The sequence below is a fragment of the Kocuria sp. MNB10 genome (assembly GCF_054073685.1).
In genome coordinates this window covers 2,532,091-2,543,772 of the sequence record NZ_CM133411.1, presented here as the reverse complement: position 1 = coordinate 2,543,772, position 11,682 = coordinate 2,532,091, and the positions used below count along the sequence as shown (strand labels likewise).

At 71.1% G+C, this 11,682-nt stretch carries 6 protein-coding genes and 1 tRNA gene; 5 read left to right on the top strand and 2 right to left on the bottom strand.

What is annotated here, in order from left to right:
* Positions 1 to 75: 75 nt before the first annotated feature.
* The 4 genes from ACW9PK_RS11560 to ACW9PK_RS11545 all read left to right on the top strand — a co-directional run bounded on the left by ACW9PK_RS11560 (position 76) and on the right by ACW9PK_RS11545 (position 8,502).
* The gene (locus ACW9PK_RS11560; protein WP_457015947.1) at positions 76 to 1,638 is read left to right on the top strand and encodes a pyridoxal phosphate-dependent decarboxylase family protein; all 1,563 of its coding nucleotides are present in this window, start codon (positions 76 to 78) and stop codon (positions 1,636 to 1,638) included.
* Positions 1,635 to 3,686, top strand: a complete 2,052-nt coding sequence (locus ACW9PK_RS11555; protein WP_457015945.1) for a GNAT family N-acetyltransferase — start codon at positions 1,635 to 1,637, stop codon at positions 3,684 to 3,686. Before ACW9PK_RS11560 ends, ACW9PK_RS11555 begins: the two co-directional genes overlap by 4 nt.
* Positions 3,683 to 5,509: an IucA/IucC family protein gene (locus ACW9PK_RS11550; RefSeq protein ID WP_457015944.1), complete on the top strand. Its 1,827-nt coding sequence runs from the start codon at positions 3,683 to 3,685 to the stop codon at positions 5,507 to 5,509. Before ACW9PK_RS11555 ends, ACW9PK_RS11550 begins: the two co-directional genes overlap by 4 nt.
* An 86-nt stretch (positions 5,510 to 5,595) precedes the next feature.
* Positions 5,596 to 8,502 carry a GNAT family N-acetyltransferase gene (locus ACW9PK_RS11545; RefSeq protein ID WP_457015943.1) on the top strand — a complete coding sequence of 969 codons (2,907 nt, stop codon included), beginning with the start codon at positions 5,596 to 5,598 and terminating at the stop codon, positions 8,500 to 8,502.
* A 227-nt stretch (positions 8,503 to 8,729) separates the two neighbouring features.
* On the opposite strand, the gene ettA is transcribed toward ACW9PK_RS11545, so the two are convergent.
* Both ettA and ACW9PK_RS11535 read right to left on the bottom strand, forming a co-directional pair.
* Positions 8,730 to 10,412, bottom strand: coding sequence for an energy-dependent translational throttle protein EttA (ettA, locus tag ACW9PK_RS11540; protein ID WP_035962235.1), 1,683 nt, complete (start codon positions 10,410 to 10,412; stop codon positions 8,730 to 8,732).
* A gap of 153 nt (positions 10,413 to 10,565) precedes the next feature.
* Entirely contained in the window at positions 10,566 to 11,300 is a 735-nt protein-coding gene (locus ACW9PK_RS11535) for a single-stranded DNA-binding protein (protein WP_144930824.1), read from the bottom strand.
* Positions 11,301 to 11,552: 252 nt separating this feature from the next.
* Between ACW9PK_RS11535 and ACW9PK_RS11530 the strand changes: the two genes are divergently transcribed.
* A tRNA-Arg gene (locus ACW9PK_RS11530) sits at positions 11,553 to 11,628 on the top strand.
* Positions 11,629 to 11,682 lie beyond the last annotated feature (54 nt).

Below are 11,682 nucleotides of genomic sequence, written 5' to 3'. Positions count from 1 at the left end.
TAACCTATCAGTAATTGGTTACCACCGTGTAGCTTATTGCATCCGAGTGCCCCCGAACGAAAGCCGAACCGTTCCATGAGTTCATCCCTGCTCCACGCGGACACCGTCACGGACCTCATGCGCGATGTCACCGCAGCCGCGGCCGCCGGTGCGGCGCGCCTGGCCGGCGCGCGACAACCCCACGAACCCGCGAGCCACGACGAGATCGACCGGGCACTGTCGCGGATCGACCTGGACACCCCGCTGCACGACTTCGGCGCCGCGGTGGACGAGCTCGACCGTACGTGGTTGCGCCACGCGGTGTGGTTCCATCACCCCCGGACGCTCGCGCACCTCAATTGCCCGGTGGCGGTGCCCGCGGTCGCCGCGGAGACCCTGGCCGCCACCGTCAACGTCTCGATGGACACGTGGGACCAGTCCAAGGCGGCGACCGTGATGGAACGTTCGCTGCTGACGTGGACGGCGCGGCGTATCGGCTTCCCCGCCGCCGCGGACGGCATGTTCACCCCGGGCGGGACGACCTCCAACCTGCAGGCGCTCATGCTCGCCCGCGACGAATGCCTCGAACGCTCCGCGCGCACCCCGCACGCGGCCCCGCGGCCGGTGCGAGCGGCGTCGTTGCGCATCCTCGCGAGCGCGGAGAGCCACTTCTCGGTCAGCACGGCCGCCCGGATCCTGGGACTCGACGACGACTGCGTGGTCCCGGTCCCGGTCGACGCCGCGGGGGCACTGTCCGTGCCGACGCTGCGTCGAGTGCTGGCGGACCTCGCGACCCAGTCGCTGATCCCCATGGCCGTGGTGGCCACCGCGGGCACCACGGACCGCGGCGCGATCGACCCGCTCGAGGACGTCGCGCAGGTGTGTGCGCAGCACGGGGTCTGGTTCCACGTGGACGCGGCCTACGGCGGCGCGCTGCTGGTCTCCCCCACGCGCCGCGACCGGCTCGCCGGGATCGACCGCGCTGACTCCGTAACCGTGGACTTCCACAAGGCGTGGTTCCAGCCCATCGGGTGCTCCGCCGTGATCGTGCGGGACGGCCACACGCTGCGCCACTGCGCGCATCACGCCGCGTACCTCAACCCGGCGGACACCCCCGAGCCCAATCAGGTGGACCGCTCCCTGCAGACCACGCGCCGCTTCGAGGCGCTCAAGCTGTGGGTCACGCTGCGCACGATGGGCCCGGACGCGATCGGCGCGATGTTCGACGCCGTCATCGACCTCGCGGCGCGTGTGGCCCACGAGCTGCGCTCGGACCCGCGCTTCGAGCTCGTGTGCGACCCGTCCCTGAGCACCGTGCTGTTCCGCTGGACACCTCCGGATGCGGGGAACGACGACGCCGCGGGGGCCCCGCTTGCCGCGCATGCCTCTTCCACGGCGCACGCCTCCTCCACCACGGGGAACGGCCCGGACGCGGTCGATGAGACCGCGGACCGCTGGGTGCGCCCGATCCGCCGCGCGGTGTGGGACACCGGCCGCGCCACCGTGGCGGAGACCGAGGTGGCCGGGCGTCCCTGCCTGAAATTCACCCTGCTCAACCCGCAGACGACCCTCGACGACGTCCGGGAGGTCCTGGACCTCATCCACGAGACCGCCCTGTCCCTCACCGCCCACGATCGCACCGGAAAGGCCCGCGCATGACCCCCCGCACGACCGCATCCCACCCCGACCGTCGGCACGGAACCGAACCGGCACACGACGACTCCAGGCCCGCGGACCAGGGATCGACGCCGTCGGACGCCACGTCGACTCCCACTGACGCCCCGGGCACCGTTCAGCGTGGCACCCCGGACGCCCCCCTGGACCTGCTGTGCGTGGGGGTGGGCCCGTTCGGACTCGGACTCGCATGCCTCACCGACCCTCTGCCGGACGTCCGCGCCGCCTTCCTGGACGCGGCCCCCGGTTTCAACTGGCATCCCGGGTTGCTGTTCGACGACGCCACGCTGCAGGTCCCGTTCCTCGCGGACCTCGTGACCATGGCGGATCCCACCTCGCGGTTCTCGTTCCTGCAGTGGCTCAAGGAGACCGGCGAGTTGTACCCGTTCTACGTCCGTGAGTCCTTCTTCCCGCTGCGGCGGGACTACAACGCCTACTGCCGGTGGGCCGCGCAGCGAGTCCGCGGGGTGTACTGGGGACACCGGGTCACCCAGGTCACCCGCCCGACGGGTGAGGGTCCGTGGCGCGTCACGGCCCGCGCCCGCGGCGTCGAGCACTCGTGGTGGGCGCGCCACCTGGTCGTGGGCACGGGGACGGTCCCCCGCACGCCGGGCGAACTGTCCGGCGTCCCGGACACCACGGTGCACGCGAGTGAGTACCTGTCCCGCCGGGAGACCCTGGTGAGTGAGGAGCACGTGACCGTGATCGGCTCGGGGCAGTCGGCCGCGGAGGTGTTCCTGGACCTGCTGCACACCCCGGGCGGGCCGGCCGTGGACTGGTTCACCCGTTCACCACGGTTCTACCCCATGGAGTACTCCAAGCTCAGCCTCGAACTGACGTCGCCCGACTACCTCGACCACTTCCGGTCCCTCCCGGAGGCCGAGCGGGACCGGCTCAACGCGTCCCAACCCCAGTTGCACCGCGGCATCTCGGACGCGACGATCGACGCGATCCACGAGGCCCTGTACGTGCGCCGCAACGACCCGGACGCGCCGCCCGTGCGCCTCGTCGCGGCCACCGAACTCGTGGACGCGTGGCACGAGGCCGGGCGCACCGTCCTGCGCTGGCGCAATTCGGAGAACCACCACGTGCGCGAGACCGTGACCGATGCCGTCGTCGCGGCCACGGGCTACCGGTCCGCGGCCCCGGACTGGCTCGCACCGGTCCGGGGTCAGCTCTCGCTCGACGCCTCAGGGCGTCTCAGCCCCGACCGGTACCACCGGGCCAGCCCGGACGGGACCGTGCACGTACTCAACCACGGCGAGCACACGCATGCGCTCACGGCACCCGACCTGGGGATGGGACCGCTGCGCAACGCGCACGTGCTCGCGCACGTCACGGGCCGCACACCGTACATCACCGAGGACCACACGACGTTCCAGAGTTTCGGTCACGTCCCCCAGCGTCATGTCGCCCCCGCCGTGGGGCCCGACGGCGCGTTCGAGACCCGCGCTCTCGGGCGCGCGTTCACGCTGCGGCCGGTGGATCCGGACGGGGACGCGGCGCTGTTGCACGCGTGGTTGAGTTCCCCGCGTGCGCACGCGTGGGGACTCGTGGGCGCGGACGAGCAGACGATTTCCCGGGAGTACCACAGGATGACCGCGGCGGACGGAGAGGACGCCTGGATCGTCAGCGAACACGACCGCCCGCTCGCGCTGCTCGAGACGTACGACCCCGCCCGCAGCCCCCTGGCCGCGGTGTGGCCGGTCCGCGACGGCGACGCCGGTCTGCACCTGTTCGTGGCCCCCACGTCCCGTCCGGTTCCGGGGACCACGCGAGCCGTGATGGCGGCGGCGCTGAACCTGCTGTGGTCGGACCCCGCGGTGCAGCGCGTTCTCGTGGAACCCGACGTCCGCAACGAGCGGATCCGCGCGATCAACCGCTGGGCCGGGTTCCGTGAGGTGGGCGAGTGCCACCTGGCGGAGAAGACCGCGTCCGTGAGCGTCGTCGTCCGCGGGGACGGACCGCAGGACCACAAACGGACCGCGGACACGGAAGCCTCCGTGGCCGAGCGCGCGGAGGTGACCCGATGAGCGCCGTCGTCGAAACCCGCATCCCCGATGAACAGCGGGACGTCGCCCCGACGCCCGAGCCCGGGCTGGACCGCCGGGCCGCACGGCGACTGCAGCGGGACGTGCTCGCCAAGATGTTCTCCGAGTTCAGTCACGAACGGCTGCTGCATCCCGCCCCGCACGGCGACGGTTGGACCGTGGCCAACGCCGCCGGGCGCCCGAGTTGGTACTTCGAGGCCACCCGGCACCCGCTCGAGCACTGGGAGGTGGACCCCGCTTCGGTGCGGCGCATCATCCCCGGGGACGCCGGCGAGGAACCGGACGCCCAGCAGGCCGTGCTGGACCTCAAGGACGTCCTGGGACTCACCGACGAGATGCTCCCGCTGTACCTCGAGGACCTGTCCGCAACCATGTACTCGATGGCGCGTCGTCGTGCCGTACCCGCACCGACCGCCGCGGAACTGGCGACCGCGGACCTCGCCGAGGTGGAACGTTTCCTGGACCGGGGACACCCCGGATTCGTCGCGAGCTCGGGCCGGGTGGGCATGGGTGCGTCCGAACAGACGTCATGGGCTCCCGAGGCGGCATACCCCGCCCGGTTGACGTGGCTCGCCGCGCGCCGCAGTCTGTGCACCGTGTCCCTGGGGCAGCACGTGAACGAACGCGACCATGAGGACCGGCACCTCACCGCCGGTGAGCGCGACCGTTTCCGCGCGGCGGTGACCGAGGCCGGCGAGGACCCGGACGAGTACACGTTCCTCCCGGTGCACCCGTGGCAGTGGGAGCACCGCATCCTGCCCGGGATGCTCCCGGACGTGCTGCGGCACCACCTGATCCTGGTGGGCCGCAGTGAGCACGAGTGGCGCGCGCAACAGTCCGTGCGCACGTTCCTGGACGTGAGCGACCCGGCGCGGGATTACGCCAAGACCGCGCTCGGGGTGCACAGCATGGGGTTCCTGCGCGGGCTCTCCCCCGCCTACATGCGCACGATGCCCGCCGTGAGCGACTGGCTGCACGGGATCACCCGGGAGGATCCGTTCCTGCGCTCACGCGGGATCCGAGTGCTGCGCGAGCACGCCGCGGTGGGTTACACCGGGGACGCCCACCACCGCAGCGGTGTGGCCTCCGACCACACCAAACAGTTGGCTGCGCTGTGGCGTGAGTCCCCGGTGCCGATGCTTGAGCCCGGGGAGCACGCCGCCAGCCTGGCCGGGGTATTGCACCGGGACTGCGCCGGGCGGCCCCTCGCGGAAGCGTGGATCGAGCGCTCGGGAGTCACCGCGAGGGACTGGGTGCGCGCCCTGCTCGACGTGTACCTGGTCCCGGTCGCGCACCTCTTGCTGTCCCAGGACATCGCGCTCATGCCCCACAGCGAAAACGTGATCCTGCGCCTGCGCGACGGGTTCCCGGTCGGTGCGTTCTGGAAGGACATCGGGGAGGAAGTCGCGGTGCTCAGCGACCGGCCCCTGCCCGAGGGAATCGAACGCATCCGTTCCGTGGTGGAGCCGGAGCAGCGGGAGCTGTCCATCCACACGGACGTGGTCGACGGCGTCCTGCGGCACCTCGCGGTGCTCCTGCACACCTCCGGTGTGCTCCCCGAACAGGAGTTCTGGGCGCTCGGGGCCAAGGTCCTGGACGAGCACCGCGAGCGCTTCCCCGAACACTGGCGCGAGCTGGACCTGTTCCGGGAGACCTTCGCCCACTCGTGCCTGAACCGGCTGCAACTGCGCAACCCGCAGCGCATGGTGGATCTGGCCGACCAGTCGGCGTCCCTGACCTACGCCGGTCGGTTGACCAATCCGCTGGCCGCATTCCGCTCCCCTGATGCGGGCCCCGCGTCGTGAGCGCACGGTGTTCCGGCGGCGGATCCGCGGGAGCGCGCACCGACGGTGCTGAGCCGGGGCGTGCCTCTCGCGGGTCACGGAGTGTCATGCTCTCTGCCCCCGCGCGGACCGGTTCTGAGCAGTCTGATGCCGGGCGGCCCGGCCCTGAACGGTCCGGTCCCGGCTGGCGGTTGTGGCGCGATCCCTTCGGTGTGCCCCACGTGCAGGCGGACGATCTCACCGCGCTGGCACACGGCCACGGCTACGTGACCGGTGTGGACAGGGCCTGGCATGTGGAGGTGCTGCGTCACCGCGCCGAGGGGCGCTCGGCGGAGCTCGTGGGACCGGACGGGCTCGACGGCGATCACCTCACCCTGGCCGCGGATGTCCCCGGCACGGCCAGACGGTGGTGGGACGCGGCGTCGGCGCAGGACCGGGAGTTCTTCGCCGCGTACGCGCGCGGGATCAGCGAGGCACTGGCCGAGACCTGGCCCGGGACCCCCGAGGTGCGCGAGCTCGGTCTCACCGAGCGGACCGTGCGGCCGTGGGACCCCTGGACCCCGATGGCCGTGCACCTCGATGCGCACCTGCTCACGGGGAGTCTCCCCGAGCAGCTGTGGCGACGCCGCGTGCGGCGCGAACTCGGCGACGCCTGGGTCCCCGTGCTCGATGCCGAATCCCCCGCGGCGGCCGGATCCAATGCGTGGCTCATTCCGGGCGAGCTGTCCGCGAGCGGCGCACCGCTGCTCGCGGCGGACCCGCACCGCGTCGTGGAGGAATCGGGGCCCTATCAGCCCGTGTGCCTCTCCACGCCGGACGTCCGGGTGCGGGGTCTCGCGCTCGTGGGGTTGCCAGGGGTCCCGCACTTCGGGCGCACCGAAAGCGCCGCGTGGGCCATTACGGCCGCCATGACGACGACGGAACACATCGCGGACCTAGCTGTCGAGAACCGTGACGGCGCGTGGTACGTCGCGACCACGGGTGAACGGCTCGAGCACCGCTCGGTGGTGCTGCGGGCGCGCGGCAGCGTCGAACGGGCCTGTTTGCTCCGCTCGTGCGCGGCGGGGTTCGTGCTGCCGGGCACTCCCGCGGCGGAAGCAGTGCTCGACGCCGCCGTGCCCGGCACCGCGGCCACCGTCACCGTAGTGTTCCCCGCGCCCACGGCGGACCCTGCGCGGGCGTTCTCGGCATGTCGTGAGCTGCTCTCGGCGCGCACGGCGGGCAACGTCATGGAGGCGGTGTCCGGGTGGGCCGTGCCGTGCAACGACGTGGTGGCCGCGGACCGCGACGGCTCATGCCGGCACACGGTCACGGGGTCGTTCCTGGGGGCCGCCGAACCGTCCCGACCGCTGCACGGGATCACCGTGCGCGCCAATCAGCGCCCCTCGGACCCCTGCGCTTCGGCCGCGCGGCTCGCGTGCGCGCCCCCGCACCGGGCCCGGCGGGCAACGCACCTGCTCGACGCCGCCGTGGCCGAACACGGTGCCGTGCGTCATGAGGACCTGTTGGCGGCCCAGCTGGACACCGCCGCTCCGCACTGGCCCCCGCTGTTGAGGGAGCTGTTCGCGGACGCGTCTCCGACCGCCGTGTCGGACCCGGTCGCCACCGTGGCGCGGGTGGGTTCCACGGGGCCGGTGCGGACGGCGCCGGAGCCGGACGTGGCGTCGAGACCTGTGGGTGCGCCGTCGAGACCTGCGGATGACCCGTCGGCGGCCGGTGCGGCATCGCAACGGAAGGGGGAGTCCCGAACGACGAATGCATCGGCGGAGGCGGCTGACTCCGTCCGTGCGGCGCTGCTCGACTGGGACGGGTCGATGGCGGCGGGGTCCTGGACAGCGTCGTTGTTCGCCGTGTGGCGGGACGCATTCGTTCACGAGCTCATGCGGACCACCCCGCTATCGGTGCTCTCGGGACCCACAGGCATGCCGACCGTGTGGGACCCGTTCCTGCACGGGCCCGGACGAGTGGGACTCGCGGTGGAGAACATCGTGCGTCACGGCCCTGACCTGGGAGTGGACGTCCGCTGGTGCGCCAGGACGGCCCTCGAACGGGTCGCCCACGAGCACCCGGGTACGGCGCTCCCGCCGTGGGGCGCACTGCATGTGTACACCCCGTGGCGCAGTGACCCGGCCCTGACCGCGGCGGACCCCGTTCCCGTGGGCGGGGACGCGGACTGCCTGCTCGCGGCGGGGACACTACCGGGCACGGGACCCGCGTGCGTGCGTGTCCCCGCCGCGCGGGTGCTCTGGGATCTGGCCGACCCCGCGGCGTCATGGTGGATCACACCCGACCCCGTGGCCCGGGGCGAGTGCACGGAACCGCCGCTGTACCGGTGGTCGCGCGGGGAGATGGATCACGCTCTGCCGTGGGTTCCGGCTGGTTCCGTGGGGAGGTCCGGCGCGATGGGTCCGACCGGTCCGGCCGGCTCGGCCAGCTCGTCCGGTGGATCCATCGACCTGGGCGCGCTGCCACCGCTACCAGATCAGTCCGCGCCGGGCCCGCGCGTGACGCTGAGGCCCGTGGAGCCGGGGCAGGACACGGCCGTGATCCACGAATGGGTCCGTGCGCCGCGAGCCCGCTTCTGGGGCATGACGGGGTGGACCCGCGAGCGGGTGCGCGAGGTGTACGAGTACCTGGATGCCTCGCCCACGCATCATGCGTGGCTCCTGGAACTCGACGGCACCCCCATGGGCATCTTCCAGAGCTACGAACCCCACGCCGATCCGGTGGGCGCGACGTATCGGGTGGAACCCGGGGACCTGGGGGTGCATGTCCTGCTGGCGCCCGTGCGCACCCGCCGCCCGGGACTCACCGCGGCACTCGGGCGCCTCATCATCGCGCAACTCGCACGCTGCGGCACCCGACGAATCGTGGCGGAACCGGATGTGTCCAACGACCGGGCCGTGGCCCGACTCATCGCCACGGGTTTCGAGCTCGGCCCGACCATCCGGTTACCGGGGAAGACCGGGCAGTTGGCGTTCCTTCGCCTTGACGGGCTCATCGAGTCCCGCTGAGCACGACCGGCGGTCGATTCGGGGACTGACGTTGCGAGCCGCCGCATCCTTGTGGGCTGACCGGGCGGTCGCACGAGCCTGGCTTCATGGGTTTCACCCGGGGCAGAGCGGTCCACGGACACCGCGGTCCGGCCCGCTCCCGAACCGACGCCGCCCCCGGTCACCGCGTGTGCGGTGGCCGGGGGCGCCGGGCCGGTGCGGGCACAGGACCCGCGGTGGCGCGAATGTCAGTCGCGCGTGAGACGACGGTGCGTGAGGCGCTTGGGCCGAGCGGCGTCGGCGCCGAGGCGCTCCACCTTGTTCTCCTCGTACGCGTCGAAGTTGCCCTCGAACCAGTACCAGCGGTCGGGGTTCTCCTCGGTGCCCTCCCACGCGAGGATGTGGGTGGCCACGCGGTCCAGGAACCACCGGTCGTGGGAGACGACCACGGCGCAACCGGGGAACTCGAGCAGGGCGTTCTCCAGGGAGCCGAGGGTCTCCACGTCGAGGTCATTGGTGGGCTCGTCCAGCAGCAACAAATTGCCGCCCTGCTTCAGGGTCAGCGCGAGGTTCAAGCGGTTGCGCTCACCACCGGAGAGCACGCCGGCCTTCTTCTGCTGATCCGGGCCCTTGAAGCCGAACGCGGACACGTACGCGCGCGAGGGCATCTCGACCTTGCCCACGTTGATGTAGTCCAGCCCGTCCGAGACGACCTCCCATAGGGTCTTCTCCGGGTCCAGGTTCTCGCGGTTCTGGTCCACGTAGGAGATCTGCACGGAATCGCCGATCTTCAGCTCGCCGCCGTCGAGCGGTTCGAGACCCACGATGGTCTTGAACAGGGTGGACTTGCCCACGCCGTTGGGACCGATCACGCCCACGATGCCGTTGCGCGGCAGCGAGAACGAGAGCCCGTCGATCAGGGAGCGGTCCCCGAAGCCCTTCTTGAGGTTGCTGGCCTCGATGACCTGGTTGCCCAGGCGGGGCCCCGGCGGGATCTGGATCTCCTCGAAGTCCAGCTTCCGGGTCTTTTCGGCCTCGGCCGCCATCTCCTCGTAACGCGCCAGACGGGACTTGGACTTGGTCTGGCGGCCCTTGGCGTTGGAACGGACCCATTCGAGTTCGTCCTTGAGACGCTTGGCCTGCTTGGCGTCCTTCTTGCCCTGGATCTCCATACGCTTGGCCTTGGTGTCCAGGTACGTGGAGTAGTTGCCCTCGTAGGGGTAGAGGCGGCCGCGGTCCACCTCGCAAATCCATTCGGCCACGTGGTCCAGGAAGTACCGGTCGTGGGTCACGGCCAGCACCGCACCGGGGTAGGAGGCCAGGTGCTGCTCGAGCCACAGCACGGACTCGGCGTCCAGGTGGTTGGTGGGTTCGTCCAGCAGCAACAGGTCCGGCTTCTCGAGCAGCAGCTTGCACAGCGCCACACGACGGCGCTCACCACCGGAGAGCACCTTCACATCCGCGTCCGGCGGCGGGCACCGCAGCGCGTCCATGGCCTGCTCGAGCTGGGAGTCGAGATCCCACGCGTTGGCGGCGTCAATCTCTTCCTGCAGCTTGCCCATCTCTTCCATCAGGGCGTCGAAGTCGGCGTCCGGCTCGGCCATCTCGGCGGAGATCTCGTTGAAGCGGTCGAGCTTGGCCTTGATCTCGCCGACGCCCTCCTCCACGTTACCCAGGACGGTCTTGTCCTCGTTCAACGGGGGTTCCTGCAAAAGGATGCCCACGGAGTAGCCGGGGCTCAGGCGCGCCTCGCCGTTGGAGGGCTGGTCCAGCCCCGCCATGATCTTCAGAATCGTCGACTTACCTGCGCCGTTCGGCCCCACCACGCCGATCTTGGCGCCGGGGAAGAACGACATGGTGACGTCATCGAGGATGACCTTGTCGCCCACTTTCTTGCGGGCTTTGTTCATGGTGTAGATAAATTCCGCCATACCCTCCAGGCTACCGCGCCGCCGCACCCGCGCGAGCCACGGAGCGACGTCGTTCCCTCACCTCCCGGCGTCGCCGCGCCGCGGTCCCCCGGCCGTGCGGTCCCCGTTCCGGAATCGCTCCCTGGTGCGACGACACCGCCTGCCCCCTACTAGTCAGCCACCCGTGGTCGCCCCCTCCAGGTCGGAGGTTTCACGCGTCCGGTCGGCGCCGTCACGGGGCTCGTCTTCGGCGTCCTCGTCCATCCCCTCCGTGTCACCCAGGGTGCCCCCGACCGCGGCACTGGCGTCGGGAGCGGCCGGGGTCAGGCCGTCGAACGTGTGGTCCTGCTCCCCCACCGCGATCACCGCCCCGGAGGTGAGATCCACGAACCCCTCGTCGGACAGTCCCATCGACCGAGCGGAGCGGTACCGATCGTGCCCGGCGGTCCCGGCGTTCTCGTTCGAGTCCTCCCCGGCGCCGTCCATGCCGATGTCGTCAGACCCCTGTCCGTCACCCGGCGCGGCACTTGCCGTACCGGCCCCCGGATTCCGCCCGCCCGAGCGGGCAAAGTTGGCCGTGCCGAAGCTCAGGTCATGACCCACGGCCGCCGCATCCACCTGCACGATCGTGCGCGGGCCGGAATCCGACTGCCACTCGTTGATGCTGAGCTTGCCGGTGACCACCACGGGTTGACCGCAGTGCACGCTCGCCATGACGTGCATGGCCAGGGCGCGGAAGCACCGGATCGAGTACCAGTTGGTGCCGGAGTCGTGCCACGTCTGGGTGGCGGCGTCGAAACGGCGGGACGTGGTGGCCAGGCGGAAGCGGGCGGCCATCGTGCCGTCGTCGAAGAGGTGCGACTGCGGGTCCTTGCCCACGAATCCGCGCAGTGTCACGTGTTCGCTCATGGGGTGCTCCTTCATTCGGTCACCCACGGCCCGAAGGCCGGCGGGTGAGGGGTGAACCCCGCATCGGGGTGAGCCCAGCGTGACGCGTGGGACGCGGCGTCGGCGGTCCGTTCAAGGAGGTGTGGAGAGCCCGATGCCCGGCCGGGCGACGTCGGCCATCTGTGCAGCCCGGACCGCACGGGGTGGCGGAGCAACTCACGTGCGCGAGCGGCTCGGAGGCGTTGCTAAACTGAGTCGTCGCTTCGGCGACCCGCCTCAGTAGCTCAGTGGATAGAGCAGGAGCCTTCTAATCTCTTGGTCGGGGGTTCGACTCCCTCCTGGGGCACCACTCACCAGGCCCGTTCCACCGAAAATCCCGTGGAGCAAAAGCAGCCCAGGGGCG

Excerpts from the sequence above, each read along its gene's own strand:
- ACW9PK_RS11560 (WP_457015947.1), top strand. The coding sequence starts at position 76 with ATGAGTTCATCCCTGCTCCACGCGGACACCGTCACGGACCTCATGCGC.
- ACW9PK_RS11555 (WP_457015945.1), top strand. The coding sequence starts at position 1,635 with ATGACCCCCCGCACGACCGCATCCCACCCCGACCGTCGGCACGGAACC.
- ACW9PK_RS11550 (WP_457015944.1), top strand. The coding sequence starts at position 3,683 with ATGAGCGCCGTCGTCGAAACCCGCATCCCCGATGAACAGCGGGACGTC.
- ACW9PK_RS11545 (WP_457015943.1), top strand. The coding sequence starts at position 5,596 with ATGCTCTCTGCCCCCGCGCGGACCGGTTCTGAGCAGTCTGATGCCGGG.
- ettA (WP_035962235.1), bottom strand. The coding sequence starts at position 10,412 with ATGGCGGAATTTATCTACACCATGAACAAAGCCCGCAAGAAAGTGGGC.
- ACW9PK_RS11535 (WP_144930824.1), bottom strand. The coding sequence starts at position 11,300 with ATGAGCGAACACGTGACACTGCGCGGATTCGTGGGCAAGGACCCGCAG.